Source organism: Xanthomonas sp. 3498 (assembly GCF_014199795.1).
Classification (GTDB): domain Bacteria; phylum Pseudomonadota; class Gammaproteobacteria; order Xanthomonadales; family Xanthomonadaceae; genus Xanthomonas_A; species Xanthomonas_A rydalmerensis.
In genome coordinates this window covers 290,173-313,462 of sequence record NZ_JACHOH010000004.1, presented here as the reverse complement: position 1 = coordinate 313,462, position 23,290 = coordinate 290,173, and the positions used below count along the sequence as shown (strand labels likewise).

At 68.8% G+C, this 23,290-nt stretch carries 19 protein-coding genes and 1 tRNA gene; 15 read left to right on the top strand and 5 right to left on the bottom strand.

Annotated elements, in window-relative coordinates:
* Positions 1–103: 103 nt before the first annotated feature.
* Complete coding sequence (locus GGR66_RS14120) at positions 104–1,078, top strand: YwqG family protein (RefSeq protein WP_184448661.1); 975 nt, start codon at positions 104–106, stop codon at positions 1,076–1,078.
* 57 nt (positions 1,079–1,135) lie between these two features.
* Here the strand turns inward: GGR66_RS14120 and rlmJ are convergent, their stop codons facing one another.
* Positions 1,136–1,993, bottom strand: coding sequence for a 23S rRNA (adenine(2030)-N(6))-methyltransferase RlmJ (gene rlmJ / locus GGR66_RS14115; RefSeq protein WP_184448660.1), 858 nt, complete (start codon positions 1,991–1,993; stop codon positions 1,136–1,138).
* Positions 1,994–2,187: 194 nt separating this feature from the next.
* Between rlmJ and GGR66_RS14110 the strand changes: the two genes are divergently transcribed.
* From GGR66_RS14110 to GGR66_RS14070, 9 genes are all read left to right on the top strand, one after another.
* Positions 2,188–2,547, top strand: a complete 360-nt coding sequence (locus GGR66_RS14110; RefSeq protein WP_160970091.1) for a NirD/YgiW/YdeI family stress tolerance protein — start codon at positions 2,188–2,190, stop codon at positions 2,545–2,547.
* A 52-nt stretch (positions 2,548–2,599) separates the two neighbouring features.
* Positions 2,600–3,322 carry a two-component system response regulator CreB gene (gene creB, locus GGR66_RS14105; protein ID WP_184448659.1) on the top strand — a complete coding sequence of 241 codons (723 nt, stop codon included), beginning with the start codon at positions 2,600–2,602 and terminating at the stop codon, positions 3,320–3,322.
* A gap of 1 nt (position 3,323) precedes the next feature.
* Positions 3,324–4,766, top strand: a complete 1,443-nt coding sequence (creC, locus tag GGR66_RS14100; RefSeq protein ID WP_184448658.1) for a two-component system sensor histidine kinase CreC — start codon at positions 3,324–3,326, stop codon at positions 4,764–4,766.
* A 224-nt stretch (positions 4,767–4,990) separates the two neighbouring features.
* Positions 4,991–6,310 (top strand): cell envelope integrity protein CreD, encoded by a 1,320-nt coding sequence (creD, locus tag GGR66_RS14095; protein WP_184448657.1) that lies wholly within the window; start codon positions 4,991–4,993, stop codon positions 6,308–6,310.
* A gap of 21 nt (positions 6,311–6,331) precedes the next feature.
* Positions 6,332–6,763 carry a hypothetical protein gene (locus GGR66_RS14090; RefSeq protein ID WP_184448656.1) on the top strand — a complete coding sequence of 144 codons (432 nt, stop codon included), beginning with the start codon at positions 6,332–6,334 and terminating at the stop codon, positions 6,761–6,763.
* 290 nt (positions 6,764–7,053) lie between these two features.
* Complete coding sequence (locus GGR66_RS14085; protein ID WP_184448655.1) at positions 7,054–7,659, top strand: GNAT family N-acetyltransferase; 606 nt, start codon at positions 7,054–7,056, stop codon at positions 7,657–7,659.
* Positions 7,656–8,540 (top strand): carbon-nitrogen hydrolase family protein, encoded by an 885-nt coding sequence (locus GGR66_RS14080; protein WP_184448654.1) that lies wholly within the window; start codon positions 7,656–7,658, stop codon positions 8,538–8,540. The genes GGR66_RS14085 and GGR66_RS14080 overlap by 4 nt, the downstream gene beginning before the upstream one ends.
* Before the next feature lie 175 nt (positions 8,541–8,715).
* Positions 8,716–10,122, top strand: a complete 1,407-nt coding sequence (gltX, locus tag GGR66_RS14075) for a glutamate--tRNA ligase (protein ID WP_184448653.1) — start codon at positions 8,716–8,718, stop codon at positions 10,120–10,122.
* Between the two features lie 16 nt (positions 10,123–10,138).
* Positions 10,139–10,660: a transcriptional repressor gene (locus GGR66_RS14070; RefSeq protein ID WP_160969642.1), complete on the top strand. Its 522-nt coding sequence runs from the start codon at positions 10,139–10,141 to the stop codon at positions 10,658–10,660.
* A 194-nt stretch (positions 10,661–10,854) separates the two neighbouring features.
* Here the strand turns inward: GGR66_RS14070 and GGR66_RS14065 are convergent, their stop codons facing one another.
* Together GGR66_RS14065 and rtcR are read right to left on the bottom strand one after the other, a co-directional pair.
* Positions 10,855–12,159: a sugar MFS transporter gene (locus tag GGR66_RS14065; RefSeq protein WP_184448652.1), complete on the bottom strand. Its 1,305-nt coding sequence runs from the start codon at positions 12,157–12,159 to the stop codon at positions 10,855–10,857.
* A gap of 466 nt (positions 12,160–12,625) precedes the next feature.
* Complete coding sequence (gene rtcR, locus GGR66_RS14060; RefSeq protein WP_184448651.1) at positions 12,626–14,236, bottom strand: RNA repair transcriptional activator RtcR; 1,611 nt, start codon at positions 14,234–14,236, stop codon at positions 12,626–12,628.
* A gap of 184 nt (positions 14,237–14,420) precedes the next feature.
* Between rtcR and GGR66_RS14055 the strand changes: the two genes are divergently transcribed.
* The 5 genes from GGR66_RS14055 to GGR66_RS14035 all read left to right on the top strand — a co-directional run bounded on the left by GGR66_RS14055 (position 14,421) and on the right by GGR66_RS14035 (position 20,453).
* Complete coding sequence (locus GGR66_RS14055; protein ID WP_184448650.1) at positions 14,421–15,968, top strand: VWA domain-containing protein; 1,548 nt, start codon at positions 14,421–14,423, stop codon at positions 15,966–15,968.
* A gap of 561 nt (positions 15,969–16,529) precedes the next feature.
* Positions 16,530–16,668: transfer RNA gene (locus tag GGR66_RS14050), tRNA-OTHER, on the top strand.
* A gap of 85 nt (positions 16,669–16,753) precedes the next feature.
* A complete protein-coding gene (locus tag GGR66_RS14045) occupies positions 16,754–17,974 on the top strand; it encodes an RtcB family protein (protein ID WP_184448649.1) in 1,221 nt (406 codons plus the stop codon).
* A 96-nt stretch (positions 17,975–18,070) separates the two neighbouring features.
* Positions 18,071–19,090, top strand: coding sequence for an RNA 3'-terminal phosphate cyclase (gene rtcA, locus GGR66_RS14040; RefSeq protein ID WP_184448648.1), 1,020 nt, complete (start codon positions 18,071–18,073; stop codon positions 19,088–19,090).
* 241 nt (positions 19,091–19,331) lie between these two features.
* Positions 19,332–20,453, top strand: coding sequence for a hypothetical protein (locus GGR66_RS14035; RefSeq protein ID WP_184448647.1), 1,122 nt, complete (start codon positions 19,332–19,334; stop codon positions 20,451–20,453).
* A gap of 173 nt (positions 20,454–20,626) precedes the next feature.
* Here the strand turns inward: GGR66_RS14035 and GGR66_RS14030 are convergent, their stop codons facing one another.
* Positions 20,627–21,226 carry a hypothetical protein gene (locus tag GGR66_RS14030; RefSeq protein ID WP_184448646.1) on the bottom strand — a complete coding sequence of 200 codons (600 nt, stop codon included), beginning with the start codon at positions 21,224–21,226 and terminating at the stop codon, positions 20,627–20,629.
* Between the two features lies 1 nt (position 21,227).
* The gene (locus GGR66_RS14025; protein ID WP_184448645.1) at positions 21,228–22,970 is read right to left on the bottom strand and encodes a S8 family serine peptidase; all 1,743 of its coding nucleotides are present in this window, start codon (positions 22,968–22,970) and stop codon (positions 21,228–21,230) included.
* Positions 22,971–23,290: the final 320 nt, after the last annotated feature.

Here is a 23,290-nt window from a genome sequence, read left to right as displayed (position 1 = left end):
TCTCGCATTAGCCGACACCCGCGCCCGTGAACGCAGCGTCCTGCGCGTGTGCGGTTGCGGTGGCCTTGCTACAGTGGCGCTTCGTCCAAGGGAATGCACGACGATGAAGACTTCGCATGCCGTCGCCGTGTCGGCGGCGATCGGGCTGGGACTGGCTGTGCTGCTGGTGTTGCTGCTGCTGGGTGGCGGCTGGTGGGCGCTGCGCGCGCAGCGCAGCCACACGCCGACGACCGCCACCGCCGCCTCTGCCTCTGCCGCCCCCGCCGATGCGGAGCAGCTGGCGGCACAGGCGTTGGCCCCGTACCAGGCGCGCCTGCAGGCCACGCGTCGGCCGATGCTGCAGCTGCATTTGCAGCAGATGGCGCAGGACGATCGCCTGGCCAGCAAGGTCGGCGGGCGCCCCTACTGGACCGGCGACAAGCCCTATCCGCACGCGGCCGATGGCCAGCCGCTGGCGCTGCTGGCGCAGATCGATCTGGCGCGCGTGCCGCCGCTGCCCGGCTACCCACGCCAGGGCATGCTGCAGTTCTTCATCGGCGGCGACGATTTCTATGGCGCCAACTTCGGCGACGCGCGCAGCGACCTGGACGCGCTGAGCGTGCAACGCAATTTCCGCGTGGTGTACTGGCCGCGGTTGGAAGCCTCGGCGCGGCAGGTGCAGGTGCCGTTGCCGGCCGCCGACACGCTGCCGTTCGATCCGGCGCGGCCGCGGGCGATGCAGTTCGACGCGGGTGAGGACACCATCGGCAGCAGCGATGTGCGGTTCGAGCAGGTGCTGGGAACGCCGCTGGAGGAGATTGCCGCTGCGTACGCCAGCCGCCACGCGGTGGCGCAGGATGCGGTGGACGATGCGCTGTTCGATGCGCTGAGCCGGGGCGGACACAAGCTCGGTGGCTACCCGGAGTTCACCCAGGAAGACCCGCGCACGCGGCAGGACCGGCAGGTCCTGCTGCTGCAGTTGGACAGCGACGAGGAGATGATGTGGGGCGACACCGGCGTCGCCAATTTCTTCATCGATCCGGACGACCTGCGGCGCGGCGATTTCAGCCGTGTGGCTTATCACTGGGATTGCTTTTGAGCGCGCACGTGCGCCATGCGCGAGAGGTACTGCGCGCCGTCGCCGTGTCCCGGCACTTCACATCTCGCGCTTGAGCCACTCCAGGCGCGTGCTGGCGCCGGCTTCGCCCAGATGCGCCTTCAGCGGCGGCAGCGCCTGCGCCAGCGCCTGCTCGAACTGCCAGGGCGGATTGAGCAGCAACATGCCGCTGCCGTTGAGCCGCAGCGGCGAATCGTCCGGCCTCACCTGCAGTTCGGCGACCAGTGCCGACGCCACCGGCAAGGCCGCGGCCTTGCGGAAGAACGGCTGCAGGCTGCGGCGCTGCTTGATCGGGTACCACACCGCGCACACCGCCTGCGGCCAGCGGCTCAGGGTCTCGCGCAGCGCGGCCACGATCAGCGGGTACTCGGCGTCCTGCGCCTCGTAGGGCGGGTCGATCAGCACCAGTCCGCGGCCGATCCTGGCGGCCCCGGACTTCGGCGGCAGGAACGCCTTGATCGCCGCATAGCCGTCGCCGGCATGCACCTGCACGCGGCGATCGTGGGCGAACAGCGCCTTGAGTTCGGCGGCTTCCTCGGGCTGCAGTTCGCAGGCGGCCAGGCGGTCCTGCGCACGCAGCGCCTGCGCCACCAGCAGCGGCGAGCCGGGGTAGGCGACCAGGGCGCCGACCGGATTGTCGGCCTGCACCGCGCGCAGATAGCGCTCCACCACCTCGGGCAGGGTCGGCTGGCCCATCAGCCGCAGCACGCCGGCCACCGCCTCGCCGGTCTTGCGCGCCTCGTTGGCGGCGAACAGATAGCGGCCGCGCCCGGCGTGGGTATCGAGCACGAAGAACGGGCTGTCCTTGCGCTTGAACGCATCGAGCAGCGCCAGCAGCACGACGTGCTTGAGGACATCGGCATGGTTGCCGGCATGGAAGGCGTGGCGGTAATTCATCCGCGCAGTGTACGGGGCGCCACGCCAGCCGGCCACGTCCTGCCATTGCCGCGGCGGCGCGACCCGCTGGGACCGAGGCAGGGCGATCGGCGGTGCGCGCGGGGCGGGCCAGCCGGGGGCGTTGGACGAGCATTGCCAGTGCAAGGCGTGGCGACGGTCCCACTGCGTATCGCGCATCACACGGAGCATCCCCCATGCGCAAGCCCCTTCTTCCCACGCTCGCCGTCCTCGCCCTCGCAACGCTGGCCAGTGGCCAGGCCGCGGCCCAGTACACTGGTCCCAGCAGCGTGCAGGCGACCACGGTGAAGCAACTGCTCGACCACGGCAAGGACGACCAGCATGTGGTGCTGCGCGGGCGCATCGTTTCCCATGACGGCGGCGACCGCTACACCTTCCGCGACGCCAGCGGCAGCATGAAGGTGGAGATCGACGCGCATCGGCTGCCGGCCGGGCGCCCGTTCGACGACAAGGCCGAGGTCGAACTGCTGGGTGAGGTCGACAAGGACCTGCGTTCCATCGAGGTCGACGTCGACGAAGTGCGCTTCCTGCGCTGATCCGGCGCGGCCGGCGTGCCGTGCCCGCTGCGCGGCGCGCCCGGCTGCGGCTATGCTGCGCGGCATGTCCACGCCTGCCGCTGCCACGCCCGCCGCCTGTGTCCTCGTGGTCGAGGACGAATCCGCCATCGCCGATACCGTGCTGTACGCGTTGCGCAGCGAGGGCTACCAGGTACGCCACTGCCAACTCGGGCGCGAGGCGCTGGTGCAGCTCCGCGAGGGCGGGATCGACGTGGTGGTGCTGGACGTCGGCCTGCCGGACCTGAGCGGGTTCGAGGTGTGCCGCACGCTGCGCGGCTTCAGCCAGGTGCCGGTGCTTTTCCTGACCGCGCGCAACGAGGAGATCGACCGCGTGCTCGGCCTGGAGCTGGGGGCCGACGACTACATGGCCAAGCCGTTCTCGCCGCGCGAACTGGTCGCGCGGGTGCGGGCGCGGCTGCGGCGTCCGGCGGTGGTGGTCGGCGATACCGAAGCGGGCTGGCAGCAGCACGGCGATTTCGCCATCGACCGCGACGGCCGCCGCATCCGCTGGCGCGCCGCGGTGCTGGACCTGACCCGCTACGAGTACGCGCTGCTGGCGGCGCTGCTGCAGCGGCCCGGCGCCATCCTCAGCCGCGCGCAACTGATGGACCGCGGCTGGGACAGCAGCGCCGACAGCGCCGACCGCACCGTCGACACCCACATCAAGACCCTGCGCGCCAAGCTGCGTGCAGCCGGCGCCAGCCACGACCCGATCCGCACCCACCGCGGCCTCGGCTACGCGCTGGAGGCCTGAGATGCGGCTGGGGCTGAAGCTGTTCCTGGGCTTCTTCCTGATCGTCGGCGTGGCCGCGTTCTTCGTGATGCGGGTGTTCGTCAACGAGGTCAAGCCAGGCGTGCGCCAGGCGATGGAATCGACCCTGGTGGACGCGGCCAACGTGCTGGCGCAGATGGCCGCGCAGGATCTGAAGGACGGGCGGATCGCCAGCGGCCGTTTCGCCCGCGATCTGGCCGCTGCGCAACGGCGCGATCCGCGGGCGATGGTCTGGCGCTTCCCCAAGCACAGCGTCGACTACCGCGTCACCCTCACCGATGCGGCGGGCATCGTGGTGTTCGATTCGCGCGGGCAGGACATCGGCCGCGACAACTCGCGCTGGAACGACGTGTACCGCACCCTACGCGGCGAGTACGGCGCCCGCTCCAGTCCCGAGGCCGACGGCGACCCCAACCACACGGTGATGCACGTGGCCGCGCCGGTCTACGATCCGGCCGATCTGCGGCGGCTGATCGGCGTGCTGACCCTGTCCCAGCCCAATCGCAGCATCGAGCCGTTCATCGTCGCCAGCCAGCGCAGCATCCTGTTGCGCGGCGCCTGGCTGATCGGTATCTCCGCGCTGATCGGGATCCTGATGACCTGGGGCCTGCTGCGCGGGATCGGCCGGCTCAACCGCTACGCGCAGGCGGTCAGCGCCGGTGCCCCGGTGCCGCCGCCGCCGCCGCGCCGCGACGAGATCGGCGATCTCGGCCGGGCGCTGGAGACCATGCGTCGCAAGCTGGAGGGCAAGCAGTACGTCGAGCAGTACGTGCAGTCGCTGACCCACGAGATGAAGAGCCCGCTGGCGGCGATCCGCGGCGCCGCGGAACTGCTGCAGGAGCCGCTGCCGGAACCGGAACGGCAGCGTTTCGTGCGCAACATCGCCGAGCAGCAGCAGCGCCTCACCGAGACCATCGACAAGCTGCTGGCGCTGGCCGAGGTGGAGCAGCACGGCTGGCTGCAGCGGCGCGAGCCGGTGGCGCTGGCGCCGCTGTGCGCCGAACTGGCCGAAGCATTGGCGCCGCAACTGCAGGCGCGCGGGCTGCGGCTGGAGGTGCAGGCGCTGGACCCGGCCCTGGTGGTGTCGGGCGATCCCTACCTGCTGCGCCAGGCGCTGCACAACCTGCTCGACAACGCCATCGCCTTCTCGCCGGAGGGCGCGGCCATCGTGTTGCGTGCCGAGCGCGGCGCCGATGCGCGCGTGCTGCTGACGGTGGAGGATCACGGCCCCGGTGTTCCCGACTATGCGCTGGAGCGTGTGTTCGAGCGCTTCTATTCGCTGGCGCGTCCGGCCACCGGCCAGCGCAGCTCCGGCCTCGGCCTGCCGTTCGTGCGTGAGGTGGCGCGCCTGCACGGCGGTGACGCCAGCCTGCGCAACCACGACGGCGGCGGCGCGGTGGCCTGCCTGGCGCTGCCGCTGGCCTGAGCCGGAGAGCGCTCGTGTAGGAGCGGCTTCAGCCGCGACGGGGGCGTTCCCGGTAGTAGGGCAAGCCGCGTCGACAACATGCCGGTTGCCGATTCCCGATTCCCGATTCCCCAATCCCCAATCCCCAATCCCCAATCCCCGCACTTCACACTCACTTCAAATTCGCCTCAAACCCTGCCCACGCAGCGGCAGCATCCTGGCGCCCTCCCAATCGAGAGGCCGCCATGAAATCCGTGAAACTGCTCCTGCGATTCGCCACCATCGGCGGATTGATCCTGTTGTTGCTGATCCCGCTGCTGATGATTCGCGGCACCGTGCAAGATCGCCAGCACTACCGCGACGAAGCGGTGGAGCGGGTGTCGCAGAGCAAGGCCGGCGAACAGCGCCTGCTCGGCCCGCTGCGGGTGATCCCGTGGACCCAGGAACGCGACGTGATGGTCCTCGATGCCGACGGCAAACGCGTGAGCCAGCGCCAGACCGAGACCGGCTACGTGCTGCAGGCGCCACGGCGGCTGCAGGTCGAAGGCGAACTGAAGCCCTCGCAGCGCCACATCGGCCTGTTCAAGGTGCAGGTCTACAGCTGGCATGCGCGGCTCAAGGCCGAGTTCGACGATCTCGATTACGCCGCCGCCGACCGTCGCCGCTATGGCACGCCGTATCTGGCGATCGGCCTGCAGGACGTGCGCGGCCTGGTCGGCACGCCGAACCTGCGCGCCGACGGCCGCGCATTGTCGCTGCAGCCGGGCTCGGAGGGGCTGGCCAATATCTCCAAGGGCGTGCACGCGGTGCTTCCCGCGCTGGCCGATCCGCAGCAGGGGCGGCTCACCAATCTGCACGACGTGCAGATGGAGTTCGTGCTCGACGGAACCCAGGCGCTGTCCATCGTGCCGGTCGGCGACGACAACCAGATCGCGCTGAACTCGCCGTGGCCGCATCCATTGTTCGGCGGCCGCTTCCTGCCCAACGAACGCCGCATCGGCGCGCAGGGCTTCCAGGCGAACTGGGCGCTGTCGTCGCTGGCCACCGGCGCGCAAGCGCAGCTGGCCTCCGGCGGACAGGACCTCGATGCGTTGCGCGTGGACCTGGTCGACCCGGTGGACGTGTACACCCAGGCCGAGCGTGCCAGCAAGTACGGCCTGCTGTTCGTGGTGCTGACCTTCGTCGCCTTCGGCCTGTTCGAACTGATCAAGCGCCTGCCGATCCATCCGCTGCAGTACCTGCTGGTCGGCCTGGCGCTGGCGATCTTCTTCCTGCTGCTGCTCAGCTTGTCCGAGCACATTCCGTTCTGGCAGGCGTATCTGGTGTCGGCGGTGGCCTGTATCGGGCTGCAGTTCTTCTACCTGTCCGGGGTGTTGCGCAGCCGCCTGCGCGCGGCCGGCTTCGCCACCATGCTTACCGTGTTGTACGGCGCGCTGTACGGCCTGCTGGCCTCGGAGGACAACGCCTTGCTGATGGGCTCGCTGCTGCTGTTCGGCATCCTCGGCGCGATCATGTGGATCACCCGCCGGATCGACTGGTACGAACTCGGCGCGTCGCTGCGCTGAGCCGTCGGAAGGAGAACCGACATGGTCGCGCACCGTCATCTGCATCGTCGCCTGCAGGCGCTGTTGCCTGCAGCGCTGGAGACCCATGGCCTGCATCACGGCAACCTGCCGGCGAGCCTGGCGCGCAGCGCGCAGGCCGCACTGGTCACCGCTGCCGATCGTGGCGGCGCCCTGTGGCTGCGCCTGAGCGAACGCAGCCGCGCCGCCCTGGCCGGCGACGCGGCGACGTTCCTGGCCAGCGCATTGCAGGCGCGTGCGGCCTTGCCGGGCGACGCTGCGCCGTGGCGCTACTGCCCCTGGCGTGCGGTACGCCGCGATCCGGCCTGTGCCGCGAACGCGGAAGAGGTCCCCCCTGCGTCCGCGTCGGCCTTCGTCACCTGGGAAGCGCAGGGCCGCGCGCGCTTGCTGCTGCTGCCGGCGCAGGCCGCACTGCTGTGCCGGTGGTGGCGCTGAGGTAGGCCACCGCGTCGATGGCCGCGACGGCGGGGCCGGATGGCCATCGGTCATCGACGACAGGAGCACAGGTGGTGGCAGGACGTCGCCACCGTTCACAGGACGGGCAGGACGCCCACGCAGGGAAGCGGCAAGGACGCACGCAAGGGCATCGCCCAGACAGGCAGCGCAAGGAAGCGGGTGCATCACGGGACGGGCAGGACGCCCACGCAGGGAAGCGGCAAGGACGCATGTGCAAGGGCATCGCCAGGCAGGCAGCGCCAGGGAAACGCTTGCGGTAGAGTGCACGGATGCACTCTCCGCTCTCCATTCAGCGCCTGCGCGGCGCCGGGATCGTGCCGTTCCTGGATGCGGTCGCGCAGCTGCGCATCGCGGTGTTCCGCGATTGGCCGTACCTCTACGACGGCGACCTGGACTACGAACGCGACTACCTGGCCGCCTATGCCGCCTCGCCGGACAGCGTGTTCGTACTGGCGCGCGACGGCGAGCAGGTAGTCGGCGCGTCCACCGGGCTGCCGCTGGTCGATGACACCGAGGCGTTCGCCGCGGCCTTCGCCGGCAGCGGCATCGCCCCGGCCGAGGTGTTCTATTTCGGGGAGTCGGTGTTGTTGCCGCAGTACCGCGGCCGCGGGATCGGCCATGCCTTCTTCGACGAGCGCGAGGCGCATGCGCGCGCGCTCGGTCGCTTCCGCCTGACCGCGTTCTGTTCGGTGGAGCGGGCGCCCGACGACCCGCGGCGGCCGCCGGACTATCGTGGCAACGACGCGTTCTGGCGCAAGCGCGGCTACCAGCCGCAGCCGGCGCTGCGCATGCACCTGCCGTGGAACGAGGTCGGCCGCGGCCAAACGCCGCATACCCTGGGTTTCTGGACCCGCGCGCTGGAGCCCGCCGCATGAAAGTCGCCGTCGCCAAGTATCCGATCGGCGCGCCCGCCGATTTCGCCGCCTTCGCCGACAAGCAGGCGGCGTTGCTCGGCGAGGCCGCACAGGCCGGCGCGCAACTAGCGGTGCTGCCCGAGTACCTGTCGCTGGAACTGGCCGCGACCTTCGACCCGGCCGTGTCCGCGCGGCTGCCGGCCTCGCTCGCCGCGATCCAGGCGCTGCATGCGCCGTACCTGGCGTTGTTCGCCGACCTGGCGCGGCGCCATCGCCTGCACGTGGTCGCCGGCAGCTTCCTGCTCGATGTCGGTCAGGGGCGCTATCGCAATCGCGCGTACTGGTTCACCCCCGATGGTGGCCATGGCTGGCAGGACAAGCTGCAGCTGACCGGCTTCGAAAAGGCTACGGGGTTGATCGACGGCGGCGATGCGCTGAAGGTGTTCGAGGCCGACGGCGTGCGCGCCGGCGTGGCGGTCTGCTACGACAGCGAGTTCCCGCTGCCGGTCCGCGCCCAGTACGAGGCCGGCGCCCGCCTGCTGGTGGTGCCCAGTTGCACCGACACCGAAGCCGGCGCCACCCGCGTGCGCGTGGGCTGCCTGGCGCGGGCGCTGGAGAACCGCATCTTCGTTGCCCAGTCGGTGACCGCCGGCGTCGCCGAGTGGAGCCCGGCGCTGGACGTGAACACCGGCGAGGCGACGCTGTATGCGCCGATGGACGCCGGCTTCCCCGCCGACGGCATCGTCGCGCAGACCCGCGGCGAGCAGGTCTGGGCGATCGCCGAGCTGGATTTCGCCGCCTTCGAAGCCAGCCGCGCCCACGCCCAGGTGGCCAACGACCGCGACTGGCGCGGCCAGCTGTCTCCGGCGGTGGTGCGAGCGGAATTGAGCCGCTTCGCGTAGGGAAAGATCTTTTGTCGTCGGCAGTCCACTCAGGCACGCCAGGCCCTGTCCCTGGGCAGTAATGCTGCTTGCACCAATCCCGAATCCCCAATCCCCAATCCCCAATCCCGCGGCGCCAGGCAGGCGCCGCCCCAGCAAGGTAAAATCGCCCGATTCCCGTCGTTTCGAGCGTTCCATGGCCTGCCGTACCCGTTTCGCCCCCAGTCCCACCGGTTACCTGCACATCGGCGGCGCGCGCACTGCGCTGTACTGCTGGCTGGAGGCGCGCCACCGCGGTGGCGAATTCGTGCTGCGGATCGAGGACACCGACCGCGAGCGCAGCACCCAGGCGGCGATCGACGCGATCCTGGAGGCGATGGAGTGGCTGGGCCTGGACTACGACGAAGGCCCGATCTACCAGACCCGGCGCCTGGACCGCTATCGCGAGGTGGCCGAGCAGTTGCTGGCGCAGGGTCAGGCCTACTACGCCTACGAGACCCGCGAGGAATTGGAAGTCATGCGCGAAGCGGCGATGGCGCGGCAGGAAAAGCCGCGCTACAACGGCGCCGCGCGCGAACTGAACCTGCCGTACCGCGACGATCCCAACCGGGTGATCCGCTTCAAGAACCCGACCGAGGGCGTGGTGGCGTTCGACGACCTGATCAAGGGCCGCATCGAGATCGCCAACAGCGAACTGGACGACATGGTGATCTTCCGTCCCGACGGCTATCCCACCTACAACTTCGCGGTGGTGGTGGACGACTGGGACATGGGCATCACCGAGGTGATCCGCGGCGACGACCACGTCAACAACACCCCGCGGCAGATCAACATCTACCAGGCGCTGGGCGCGCCGGTGCCGAAGTTCGCGCACATGCCGATGATCCTCGACGAGCAGGGCGCCAAGCTGTCCAAGCGCACCGGCGCGGCCGACGTGATGCAGTACAAGGACGCCGGCTACCTGCCGCATGCGCTGATCAACTACCTGGCGCGGCTGGGCTGGTCGCACGGCGACCAGGAACTGTTCGGGCGCCAGGAGCTGATCGACCTGTTCGACGTCAAGGACGTCAACTCCAAGGCCGCGCGCCTGGACATGGCCAAGCTCGGCTGGGTCAACCAGCACTATCTCAAGAGCGACGACCCGGCGACGATCGCGCCGCAGCTGGAATTCCAGTTGCGCAAGCTCGGCATCGACCCGGCCGCCGGCCCGGCCGCGGCCGAGGTGGTGGTGGCGCTGCGCGAGCGCGTGCAGACCCTGAAGGAAATGGCCGAGAAGGCCGAGGTCTGGTATCGCCCGCTGACCCGCTACGACGAGGCGGCGGTGGCCAAGCATTTCAAGCCGGGCGCCGAACTGGCGTTGGGCAAGGCCCGGGAACTGCTGGCCGCGCTGCCGCAGTGGAGCCTGCACGGCGTCGCCGCCGCGCTGCACGACACCGCCGCCGCCCTGGAGATCGGCATGGGCAAGGTGGCGCAGCCGCTGCGCGTGGCCATCACCGGCACCCAGGTCAGCCCGGACATCTCGCAGACCGTCTACCTGGCCGGTCGCGACGAGGCCTTGAAACGCATCGACGCCGCGCTCATCAAGATCCCAGCGGGAAGCTGATTCCCGGGAGACTGTCATGTCCAGCAAGAAGACCGCCTGCACCGAGCCGCACCACCACGTCCACGACGCCGCCGACTTCGTCAAGGTGGTGGAGCGGGTGAGCCGCGAGCGCGGTCTGCGCCTGACCCCGATCCGCGCCAACGTGCTGCGGCTGATCGCCGAGGCCGGGCGCCCGGTCAAGGCCTACGACCTGCTGGAATGGGTGCGCGAAGGCAAGGGTGTGGGCGCCGACGCCCCGCCCACCGTGTATCGCGCGCTGGACTTCCTGATGGCCAATGGCTTCGTGCACAAGCTCGAGTCGGTCAACGCCTTCGTCGCCTGCCACCACCCGAGCAGCGCCCAGCACTCGGTGCCGTTCCTGATCTGCGACCGCTGCCATAGCGCGGTGGAGTTGGAAGATCGTGACGTGGTCAGCCAACTGGAGCAGCGCGCCAAGGCGCTGGGCTTCCAGCCGCAGGCGCAGACCCTGGAAGTGCACGGCCTCTGCGCGAAGTGCGCGGTTGCGGGCGACGCCCCTCGCGCGGCGCGCGCGACCTGAGGTTTTGCGCCTCGCTTGATCGCTCTGTGCTGCGATCGAGGTGGTGTCGGGCTTCGCCCGTACCCTCATCCGCCCCCTTCGGGGGCACCTTCTCCCGAAGGGAGAAGGAATGCACTGCGCGTTGAGGCCCAGCGAACAGCCCCTCTCCCCCCGGGAGAGGGGTTGGGGTGAGGGTACGGGCTAGCGACGCCACCTCATGGCGCGCGCGGCGCCGGCGCCTTCGCGCCCCACAGCGCATAGAACAGCACGTACAGCTCGCAGGCCGCGGTGAGCAGGAAGGCATGCTGCAGGCCGACGTGGTCGGCGAGCCAGCCCTGCACCACCACCAGCGCGCCGCCGGCGATGGCCATGATCAGCAGGCCGGAACCCTCCTCGGTGAGCGGCCCCAGGCCCTTGATGCCGAGGGTGAAGATGGTCGGGAACATGATCGAATGGAACAGGCCCACCGCGATCAGCGACCACATCGCGACATGGCCGGTGCTGAACACGGTCAGCAGCATCACCGCGAATGCGCCGATCGAGAACAACGCCAGCACGGTTTCCGGTGCGACGCGGCGCATCAGCGCGCTGCCGGCGAAGCGCCCGACCATCATCCCGCCCCACAGCAGAAAGAGGTAGTGCGAGGCCTGTTCGTGGCTGAGGTTGCCGATCTGCGGTTGCGACACGAAATTGATGAACAGGTTGGAGACGCCGATCTCGGCGATCAGATAGATGAAGATGGCGGGGATGCCGAGCATCAGATTGCGGTGCCGCCAAAGCGAATGGCTGGCACGCTGCTGGCGTGTGGCGCGCCGGGTGTCCTGGCCGAGCGCCGGCAGCTTGAAGCGGGCGATGACCACGGCCAGCGCCACGAGTGCGGCGGCGACGATGAGATAGGGCAGTTGCACCGACTGCGCGTCGGCCAGGCGTTCGGCCTGGGTCAGCAGCAGCGCATCGCCCTTGGCGGTGCCGGAGGTGGAGCGGCCCAGAATCAGGTAGCCGCCGAACAGCGGCGCCAGCGTGGTGCCGACCGAGTTGAACGCCTGCACCAGGTTGAGCCGCGCCGAGGCGGTGTCCGGGCTGCCGATCACCGCGACGTACGGATTGGCCGCGACCTGCAGCAGGGTGATGCCGCTGGCGATCACGAACAGCGAGCCGAGGGTGATGCCATAAGAGACCAGGCGCGCGGCCGCGATCATGCCCAGCGCGCCGAGCGCCATGATGCTCAATCCGGTCACTAGCGCGCGTTGGTAGCCGATTCGCTCGATCAGCTTCGCCGCCGGCAGCGAGGCGAAGAAGTAGGCGATGAACCAGACCGACTCGATCAGCGTGGCCTGGGTATAGCTCAGCGCGAACACGCTGCGCAGATGCGGCAGCAAGGTGTTGTTGATGACGGTGATGAAGCCCCACATGAAGAACAGCGAGGCGAGCAGCGACAGTGCGGCGCGATGGGACGGCGCGTGCCCGGCGCGCGGCGCCGAAGATGAGAGCGGGGCCGTCGGCCCGATCGGTCCTGCCATGTTGTGGGTACCTCTGCGCGATTGCGGTGTCGTCGGCGGCAGGCGTTCCCGTCACGTGATCGGCGGTGCCAGCGCTGCGGCGAGGATAGGCGGCCATCGCGGCGGCAGACCAATGAATTAAATCGCGGCGACCATACGCGCATTGCAATGCTGCACTGCAGGGATTGCGTGATCGGCAAGCGGCCTGGGGCTGGGTTTGCAGCGCGTGGGTGCAGAGTCTGGAAGTGTTTTATTGGGGTGCGTCCAGTGCGGGGGCTGCGTCAGGCCGGCGTCCCGTGCGCTGTGCACCGGTTGTGTGCGGCGTCCGACCCGGGGCTAGCCGCCGCCCGCGCTTGCGGCCGGCATTGTCGCTGCTGCGCCGCGGGCAGTGCGGTGTCGGACTGCAGCGTTCCGCGGCAGCGGCGCCGTTCCGGTCCTGCAGTCGCAGCGTGGTGGCCTGATCGCCGGGCCAGGTACGCTGTCTCGCTCAGTCCCGTGGCGCGGCGCGCCCGCCCTCGCGCACCTGTTCCCAGTCCAGGCCGAACCGCGCCAGGTACTTGCGCAGGCGGTCGGCGTCGTTGGTGCTGGCGCGTTGCGCGCGCGAGACCGCGAACAGTTCGCGCCCGGCCTGCGACAACGACTTGGCGGTGGCGCAGACCCGCACCACGTCTTCCAGTTGTACGCGGTCGAAGCGGTCCAGCTGCGCCGCCGCGTCGCCGAGCAGCGCATCCAGCGGCGAGGGCGGGGTGCCGTCGCGCCATTGCCGGCGCAGGCGCTCGATTTCCTCCTCCACCAGCTCGAGCTGGATGCGCCCGGCATTGGCCAGCGTCGCCAGGCGCATCACCGAGGCGCTGAGGTCGCGGAAATTGCCGTGCCAGCGCGCCTCCGCGCCGGTGGCGAAAGCGAGGTAGCGGCTGCGCGCCTCGCGATTGAAGGTCACCCGCTGGTGCTGTTCGCGCGACCAGCGCTCCAGTTCGAACTCCAGGTTCGGCTCGATGTCCTCGCGACGTTCGGCCAGGCCGGGCAGGTGGTAGGTCCACAGGTTCAGGCGCGCCAGCAGGTCCTCGCGGAACCGGCCTTGCGCCACGTGCTGGTGCAGATCGCGGTTGGTGCCGGCGATCAGCTGGAAGTCGCTCTCCACCTCGCGGTCGCTGCCGACCGGCAGGAAGCGCTTCTCCTCCAGCGCCCGCAGCAGCATGGCCTGCTCGTCCAGGCCGAGCTCGCCGATCTCGTCGAGGAACAGCAGGCCCTGGTGGGCCGAGCGCAGCAGCCCCGGACGGTCGCTGACCGCGCCGGTGTAGGCGCCCTTGGTATGGCCGAACAGCGCGCTCATCGCGCCGTCGCCGCGCAGGGTGGCGCAATTGACCTCGACGAAGCGTCCGGGCAGTTGGTGCTTGAGCTTCTTCAGCTCGAATACGCGCTTGGCCAGCTGGCTCTTGCCGGCGCCGGTCGGGCCCATCAGCAGCATCGGCGCCCTGGAGCGCGTGGCCACGGTCTCGATCTGTTCGATCATGCGGTTGAACGCCGCATTGCGCGTGGCGATGCCGCTTTTCAGCAGCGCGCGGTCCTGCAATTGCTGCTGCTGGAAGCGTTGCGCGATGCGGTCGTAGCGCGACAGGTCCAGGTCGATCACGGTGTAGGCGCCGGCCTCGCCGCTGCCCTGCTTGCGCGGCGGCGAGGTCTGCAGCAGGCGCCCGGGGAAGTGCCGGCTCTCGGTCAGCAGGAAGCCGCAGATCTGGCTGACGTGGCTGCCGGTGGTGATGTGCAGGTAGTAGTCCTCTTCGTCCGGGCGGAAGGCATAACCGGCGAAGAAGTCGTGCAGGGTGGCGTAGACCCCTTCGAAGTCCCAGGGATCGGCCAGGTAGGTGTCGTGCAGCCGCACCTGCGTGTCCGGCGAGACCTGGCCCAGGTCCTCGCTCACCAGCTGCGCGAGCTTCTGGTATCGGCGCAGGTCGGTCAGCAGCTCCAGGCGGCTGAGCAGGAAGTCCTCGTGCATCCCCAGCGCTACCGTCGGGCGCCACTTCTCCCAGCGTCCGGGGCCGCTGCCCGCATCCAGCTGGGTGCCGAGCATGCCGAATACCACCTGTGGCCTGTCCATATCCATCCTTATAAGAACGTCGCCTAAGTTATAGAAATATCCGGTATCGGACAAGCGTCCATGAGGTCTAATTCCAATATTTCTACTTTTAAATCAATGGCTTAATTGGTTTCCTGGAAAGTTGGCACGGCCATTGCGATACCTGGTCATCACCAACGCGGGCCTTTCCCGCCAGGAGCCTGACATGGTCAACATCAGTTTGTTCTCGTCCTCGCGTGGCGCGCTGCTGCCGCCAGCGACCGTGCGCAACGACGCGGGTGGTGCCGCCTATGCGCGTTCGCCGCAGGCGGCGCTGGCGCTGTACGCGGCCACCGGCTGCTTGAACGGCACCTTCTATGCCGGCGCCGAGCTGCAGCTGCAGCAGGTGCTCGGGCTGTGCGCGCAGGTCGATCCGGCCTTCGTCGCGCAGACCGCGATCTACGCACGCCAGGTCGCGCACATGAAGGACATGCCGGCATTGTTGTTGGCCACGCTGACCACCCGCGATCCGGATCTGTTCGCGCGGGCCTTCCCGCGGGTGATCGACAACGGCCGCTTGCTGCGCAACTTCGTGCAGATCGTGCGCAGCGGACAACTCGGGCGCAAGTCGCTGGGGTCGCGGCCCAAGCGCCTGGTGCGGCAGTGGCTGCAGCAGGCCCCGGCGCAGACCATCGTGCAGGCAGCGATCGGCCAGCAGCCCTCGCTGGCCGACGTGATCCGCATGGTCCACCCGAAGCCGGCCGACGCCGAGCGCGAGGCCCTGTACGCGTGGGTCGTCGGCAAGCCGTACCGCGAGGAAGCGCTGCCGGCGATGCTGCAGGCGTACGAGGCGTTCAAGCGCGCCCCGTCGGGGGCGTTGCCGGAGCTGCCGTTCCAGTACTACACCGCCTTGCCGCTGACCGCGGCGCATTGGGCGGCGCTGGCCCGGAACGCCTCCTGGCAGACCTTGCGCATGAACCTCAACACCTTCGCGCGGCATGGCGTGTTCGAGGATCCGGCGATGGTGGCGAAAGTCGCGGCACGCTTGCGCGATCCGGCGCAGATCCAGCGCGCCCGGGTGTTTCCATACCAGTTGCTGGTGGCCAGCACCGCGGCCAGCCAGTTGCCGCTGCAGATCGGCGAGGCGCTGCGCGACGCGATGGAGATCGCGACGCGGCAGGTCCCGCGCTTGGACGGCAAGGTGGTGGTCGCGGTGGACGTGTCCGGATCGATGGCCGCGCCGGTGACCGGCTTCCGCCGCGGCGCCAGCAGCAGCGTGCGCTGCGTGGATGTCGCCGCGCTGATCGCCGCCTGTGTGCAGCGGGTCAATCCGCGCGCCACAGTGTTGCCGTTCGACACCCAGGTGCGGTCGCTGCGGTTGCGGCAGCGCCAGGATGTGATCGCCCAGGCGCAGCAACTGGCCGCCTTGTGCGGTGGCGGGACCAGCGTCAGCGCGCCGCTGCTGCAGTTGAATGTGCAACGTGCGCCGGTGGATCTGCTGGTGCTGGTGTCGGACAACGAGAGTTGGCGCGATACGCGCAACGGGGCGACGGCGACCATGCAGGCCTGGGCGGAGTTGAAGGCGCGGTGTCCGCAGGCGCGCATGGTCTGCATCGACCTGCAGCCGGTGGCCACCAGCCAGACGGTCGAGCGCGACGACATCCTGCATGTCGGCGGCTTCAGTGACGCGGTGTTCGACCTGCTGGCCACGTTCGCGGCAGAAGGGGCTGGCGCCAAGCGCTGGGTCGAGCGAATCGCCTCGATCGCGGTGTGAGGCCGGTTGCAGGGAGGGTGTTACCCGGCGGGCAATGGGGCCCGCTGGGCTGCAGGAGCAGCCATATTTTCAGTTAAACGGTTCGCCGCCGGCGTCCACGAATGCCGATGGAACTACAGCCTTTGAAGCTCCAGGTCGCGGGTTCGAGTCCCGCCCACCCTTCGATGGGGTGGTAGCTCAGTTGGTTAGAGCAGGAATGTTCCATCACTCTTGTCGTGGCCGTCGTCGGTCCTGTTGTGTGCGTTGCAGGGAAGCGCTGGACCCGGCGGGCAATGGGGCCCGCCGGGCTGAAAGAGACGCAAAATGTTCAGTTGACGGAGGTGGTGCTCGCCGCCTCCATGTTTCGCCGCTGGCGTCCACGAATGCCGATGGAACTACAGCCTTTGAAGCTCCAGGTCGCGGGTTCGAGTCCCGCCCACCCTTCGATGGGTGGTAGCTCAGTCGGATAGAGCGGGAATGTTCCATCCCCCTTGTCGTGGCCGTCGTCGGCCCTGTTGTACGCGTTGCCTGGCGGATGCAGGCGGAACTCCATCGGTCGCGGGTTCGAATCCTGCCCGCCGTCAGGCGGTAGCTCAGGGGTAGAGCGATCGTTCCGCACATGGACTTGCCGCGTGAGGCGATGCGTTAGTTTTGCGGTGAATGCAGGTGGAACTCCATCTGGTAGCCCTTCAAGGGTCGGGTTCGAGCCCCGGCCGCCCGGCGGCACTGCCGCCAGGCGGAAGGTTCCACCATCCCTCGTCACCGCGCTTTTTTTCTCGAAGATCCGTTGCACAAGGAGCAACATCATGAACACCGAGCAGTACGACGTCATCGCGCAGCCGGGAGCGGCGCCGATCAAGCTGTGGACCCGCGGCGTGCCGCTGGAGGACGAGGCGCGCCAGCAGCTGCAGAACATCGCCAAGCTGCCCTTCATCCATCGCTGGATCGCGGTGATGCCGGACGTGCACCTCGGCAAGGGGGCCACCGTCGGCTCGGTGGTGCCGACCATCGGCGCGATCGTGCCTGCTGCGGTGGGCGTGGACATCGGCTGCGGGATGATCGCGGCGCGTACCTCGCTGGTCGCCAGCGACCTACCGGACAACCTGGCGCCGATCCGCAGCGCGATCGAGCGCGCGGTGCCGCATGGGCGCACGCCCGGCGCGCGCGACAAGGGCGCGTGGCAGACGCCGCCAGGCGCGGCGGTGGATGGCTGGGCGCAGCTTGCCAGCGATTTCGCCCTGATCTGCGAGCGCCATCCGCGCCTGCGCAAGACCAACAACCTGCAGCATCTCGGGACCCTCGGTACCGGCAACCACTTCGTGGAGATGTGCCTGGACGAGGCGCAGCGGGTCTGGTTCATGCTGCACTCCGGCTCGCGCGGCGTGGGCAATGCGATCGGCAACCACTTCATCCAGCTGGCCAAGGAGGAAATGCGGCGCTGGATGATCAACCTGCCGGACCAGGACCTGGCCTACCTGCCGGAAGGCAGTCAGTACTATGGCGACTACGTGTTCGCGGTGGACTGGGCGCAGCGCTATGCGCGCATCAACCGCGAGATCATGATGCGCAGCGTGGTCGAGGCGGTCCGCACGGTCATCGCCAAGCCGTTCGAGGCGCAGGCCGAAGCGGTGAACTGCCACCATAACTACGTCAGCCGCGAGCACCACTTCGGCAAGGACGTGTTCGTGACCCGCAAGGGGGCGGTGAGCGCGCGCAAGGGCGAACTGGGCATCATTCCCGGCAGCATGGGCGCCAAGAGCTTCATCGTGCGCGGGCTCGGCAACGCGGACAGCTTTCATAGCTGCAGCCACGGCGCCGGGCGGGTGATGAGCCGCACCGAGGCGCGTCGCCGCATCAGCGTCGATGAGCACGCCAAGGCGACCGCGCACGTGGAGTGCCGCAAGGACCAGGACGTGGTGGACGAGTCGCCGGCGGCCTACAAGCCGATCGAGGCGGTGATGGCCGCACAGCGCGACCTGGTGGAGATCGTGCATACGCTGCGGCAGGTGGTGTGCGTCAAGGGGTAGTCACAGGTGCCGGCCGGCTTGCAGTGCCGCCGGCCGGCGCCGATGGTCCTTGCGGGCTTGTCCGCATGGGCGTTTTCAACGACGGATTGTTTCGCAATGGACATGATCGAACTTGACGGTGCCGCGGGCGGCGGGCAACTGCTGCGCACCGCACTGACGCTGAGCCTGTGCACCGGGATCGGCTTCACCTTCAGCAACATCCGTGGTGCGCGCCCGCGCCCGGGTCTGATGCGCCAGCACCTGACGGCGGTCGTCGCGGCGGCCACGATCGGCCAGGCACGCACGCACGGGGCGCAGATCGGCGCGACCGCCCTGCGGTTCGAGCCGGGAACGGTCGTGCCCGGCGACTATCAGTTCGCCACCGGCAGTGCCGGCTCGACCACGCTGGTGCTGCAGACGGTGCTGCCGGCGCTGTGGCGTGCCGGTGCGCCGTCGCGCCTGACCCTGGAGGGCGGCACCCACAATCCGCTGGCACCCTGTGCCGACTTCCTCGCCGAGACCTGGCTGCCGGCACTGCAGCGCCTGGGCGTGACCGCGGCGCTGACGCTGGAGCGGCATGGCTTCTATCCGGCCGGCGGCGGTGCGCTGCATGCCAGCGTCGCGCCTTGTGCGCAATTGCGCCACGTGGACTTCGCTGCGCGCGGTGCGTTGCAGGCGCTCGAGGCGCAGGTGCTGGTCTCGGGGCTGTCCGGCAAGATCGGCCGGCGCGAACTGGCGGTGCTGGCCGAGCATCTCGGCGTGGATGCGAACCCGCGTCACGTGCATAGCGTGCGTCCGGCGATGGGGCCGGGCAATACCGCGCTGGTGCGGGTGCGACATGCGGCGCACGTGGAGGTCTTCGCCGGTCACGGCGAGCGCGGCGTCTCCGCCGAGCAGGTTGGCGAACGCCTGGCAGCGCAGGTGCGCCGCTACCTGGACAGTGGCGCCTGCGTCGGCGAGCACCTCGCCGACCAGTTGCTGCTGCCGATGGCGTTGGCCGGCGGCGGTGCCTTCACCACCGACACGGTCAGCGCGCACCTGTCCAGCAATGCCCGCCTGATCGAGAAGTTCCTGCCGGTGGAGATCGGCTGGGAGCAGGTGGCCCCGCAGCAGTGGCGGGTGGTCGTGTCCAGCTGAGGGCGGCGGTGCTGCCGGCAGGGAGCAACGGTGTGGATGCCAGGGAAGGCACAGCGGGCGCGGTCGTGCTCGCGTGGACTTGTAGGATCGACAGCGGCGCGGAACGCCGCGCCGCGTGTCTACGCGTGGCGCCGCCGGTTGTTGGATGCAGGACCATAATGGCGCGGCGCGGGCGCAGTCCCGCGCGGTCCGGCGGTGTGCCGGGTTCCTGGCGCAGGATCAGGCGCAATGGAGGATGCACATGGACAAGAACGTGCGCGTGCTGTGCTGGTTGTTCTCATCGACGCTGGTGCCGATCGCGCCGGCGCTGGCCGATCCCCCCACCGAACTCATGCAACCGCTGCCCGCGTCGCTGATCTTCAACGACGACAACGGCAAGATCCTCGGGACGTCCGGGCCGCAACAGCCCACCGCGTATGCCCTGGCGCAATGGGGCGCCAATCCCAACAGTTCGGATACCTTGCAGCCGGTCGTCGGCGGTTCGGCGCAGGGCTGGCAAGCCGAGAGTGTGCGTGCGCGGGTGAAGTACTACCCGGTGTACGCCGGTCACGCCAACGCCTACGAACTGGCGCAGGCCGACAACAAGTGCGCCGGCTCGGATCCGGGCAATCCGAATCCGTACGATGGCGAGAAGGACTTGTTCCTGGTGACTGCCGATCCGAGGTTCTGGGGCAGTAACGCCATGCTGGGCTTCACGCCCAGCGCGCCGCTGTCCAGCCTCGGCGCCATCCGTGTACGCGTCGGGTTGAGCAGGACCTACGAGGACGATGCCCGCTGTGGCGGCACAGCGCCCAGCGGCACCGGCTATGCCTTCAGTTTCATCCTCGGCAATACGCAGGGGCAGACCCTGTTCTATCAGATCGACCTGGGCCATACCGGTGCAACCCCGTCGCAGGATCCGTCCACGCCGTGGTGCCCGTACGGGTACGAAGACACGCAGAGTCTAGACTTCTGCCTGGACGACGACATCCGCAACATGGGCGGGCAGTGGAACCTCGCCGGTACGGCGACCTCCAACGACGTCGATTTCCTGCCCAGGCTGCTACAGGTCATCGGCAAGGGGCACACCAAACCGGTGCGCGACAAGCAGGGCAATGCCATCGACCTGGACCGCGATCCGAGCCACTGGACGCTGACCTCGGTGTACATGGGCCATGTCACCCAGGGCAAGACCATCAGCACCACGATCTGGTACGACCCCAGCGTCAGGACCTGGCCGGGTGGCACCTTCTGCAGTGCGGCGGGCACGCTGACCCAGTACACCTGCAACATGAGCGCGCAGGATGCGACCCAGCTCGGAGCGGGATGGATTGCGGTCGGCAATGCCTGCTATCACCGCAATGCGGGTACGTCCTGTCCGTAGTGACGTGTCGTTGCGGTGTGCGGTCATGCCGCAGGGGAGGCGCACGCCGCAGCGCTCTCCGGCCAAGGTGGGCGGTGTTTCCCGCCCGGCCGGTCAACGAAGGCCTGGCGGTGCAGGGCGCGACCGTCTTCTGCATGCGACCGCCCAGCATGGCTGGGCGGCGCGCATGTACCTCACAATGCGCGGTTGAAGCCCTGCACGATGTCCATGGAGACCTCGCGCATGCCTGGCGCTCCCTGAAGTTGCCTGGACGCCGCCATCGCGGCGTCGGCCGAGCCGTAGTCGATCACGGCGCTGCCATCTACGTCCGAGGCATACACCAGGCTGCCGCCGCTGCGGCGCGCCAGTGCCCGGGCCACGTCCGGCGTGGTGCCGAACAGCTTGAGCTTGCCGGTGACCACCACCGGCTGACCGCTGCGTTCGTCGATCGCGGCGCGCAGCGCGGTCGCGTCCGCAGCGCCGGACTGGGCAGCCGCTGCGGTGCCGGCGCGGGCGTTGCTGCCGAGCACGATGGCGTACGGTCCGATGCGGGCGGCGACGGTGCCGCCGCCATCGGCGGCAGCGACCTGGGCGCGTTGCGTGCCGGTGCCTGCCATCTGCGGTGCTGTCTGCACCGTGGCATCGGGCAGCAGGCGATAGGTGCTGCGGCCGATCTGGAAGCGCGCGCCGTTGGCTGCCTGGTGCAGTGCCTGGGCATCGGTGTATTGGGCCGAGACGGGCGCGGCCGCGGTCAGTGCAAGCACGGCGAAAAGAAAGAGCGTATTGGTCTTCATGTCAGTGGCCCACCACGCGGAGTTCGAAGTGCTGCAGTTGTTCCTTGCCGTGCGCGTCGAGCATGTCGGCGACCTCCAGCGTCCAGGGCCCGGCCGCATCCTCGTCCAGGAAGGCGTTGCTGGCGGTCAGCGGGATCGACATGCCCTGGGTGTAGACGTCCTTGTTCAAGGCCGAGAACGGGGTCATCACGTAGCTGCGGGTGCCATGCGGGGAGATCAGCACCACGCGCAGACGGCTGGGATCCTTGTGGGTGCCGTCGAAGTACAGTTGCACCGCCTCGACTTTCATCTGTTGTGTGATGTGGACGGTCAGCCTGGCTGGCGATGCGACACCGCCGATGGTGCTGGCCGCACCGCTGTAGACCTGGTAGTCGGTGTCCTGCAGCGGCGGCAGCGTTGTGAAGTGCGTGGCCGCTTCCACGGCCGCGGCTGCATCCACCAACCCGAAGCCGTACCAATTGCTGAAGCGATGGCCGGCGGCGTTGGTGATCCAGCCGGGATCGATCACGCTGCCGTTGTAGAGCGCTTTCGGCTGCCCGCTGTCGATCTGCCGCGCGGTCGTGGCCAGTATGTATTTCACGTCGCGCCAGGTCAGTTGCGGATTCACGCCGAGCATCAGCGCCGTCACCCCTGACACCGTCGGCGTGGCCGAGGACGTGCCGTTCATGAGCCCGGTGTAGTTGCACGAAGCGTCGATCGGGGACTTGCTGCCGTCCAACGCGTTCTCCACCGGCACCCCGTCGCGGTTGTACCCGGCGGCGCAGCCGCTGAGGTCGGTGGTCACGATCGCCGGGTCGTAGAGGGGGTCGCTGGCGGTCGCCGCCGACCGGGACTGCTGGTAGCGCTTCTGCTGCCCGTATTCGCCGCCGAAGCCGCTGACCCAGACCGCCGAGCCTGGCGATGAGTACGAGCTGCGCACGCCTCGCGCATTCACTGCGCTGACCACGATGGTGGTGATCAGATCGTTCTTCGGGTCGACGTTGGCCAGGCTGCAGGCGACGTTGTAGCGCTTGGGCAGATCCGGGCAATGATCGGCCAGAGCGCCCTGTGCGTCCGCGTAGATGAAGCTGTCGAAGTCGTTGCCGGCCGCCTTGACGTAGATGGCGCCCTTGCCGTTGCGCCCGGCGCGCATGAGTTTCTCCCAGGCGTATTGATCTTCGACCGAGACGTTGGGATAGAAATTGGAGACGATGCCCCAGCTGTTGTTGAAGATGTCCAGGTTCCTGGCGTCAGCGCCATTGCCCCATGCATAGCGGAGCTTGTCGTCGCTCTGGTCCGACTGCAGATAGTTGAAGCCGGCCAGCGATGCTTGCGGGGCGACGCCGCGTCCGCCTTTGCCGTTCCAGCCCACCGCGGCGGCGATGCCGGCCACCGCCGTGCCGTGCGCGTCGTCGACGTCGCTCGGCTTGGGGTCGTGCGAACCGTCGAGGAAATTGTGCGAGCCGTTGGGCAGGATATTGGCGGCAAGGTCTTCGTGGCGGATGTCCAACCCGCCATCGATCACGCCGATCTTGGCGCCTGCACCGCGGATGTGGAGTTCATGCAGGACATCCACATCCAGGTCGACGCCCGCGGTGGGAAGCGTGTCGCCGATGACCGCCTGGCCCTGGTTGTGCAGGTACCACTGATAGCGGAACAGCGGATCGTTGGCGACGCTTGCGGCGGCCGCGCTATTGCCTGCGGCCATGCCGAGCGCGAGGGCCGACAGCAGGACAGTGACCGGTCGTGTGCAGGGAGATGTCATGTGGCGGATCCAGGGGAGGTGGGGACAGTCGATGGCGCTTGCCACGCATGCCAGGCATCGCCTGCGCAGTGCCGATCCATGCGTTGCCTGCGGGGCGTTCGCCATCGGGTCGGTTGCGGTCGGTCGCCAAGCGCGGCGCAAGCTACCCGCATCCGGATTTCCGTCGCAAGCGCAACGCACGCCGCGAAAATGACGTGGTTCGCATGTGTTCCGGTACTGTGCGGATCGCCGCGCGTTGGCGCGGGATTTCAGCCGAAACGCGCTGCCGGCGTGGGCAAGGCGTTTACGAATTGCTCCAGCGCATCGACGGCCGCGCGGCC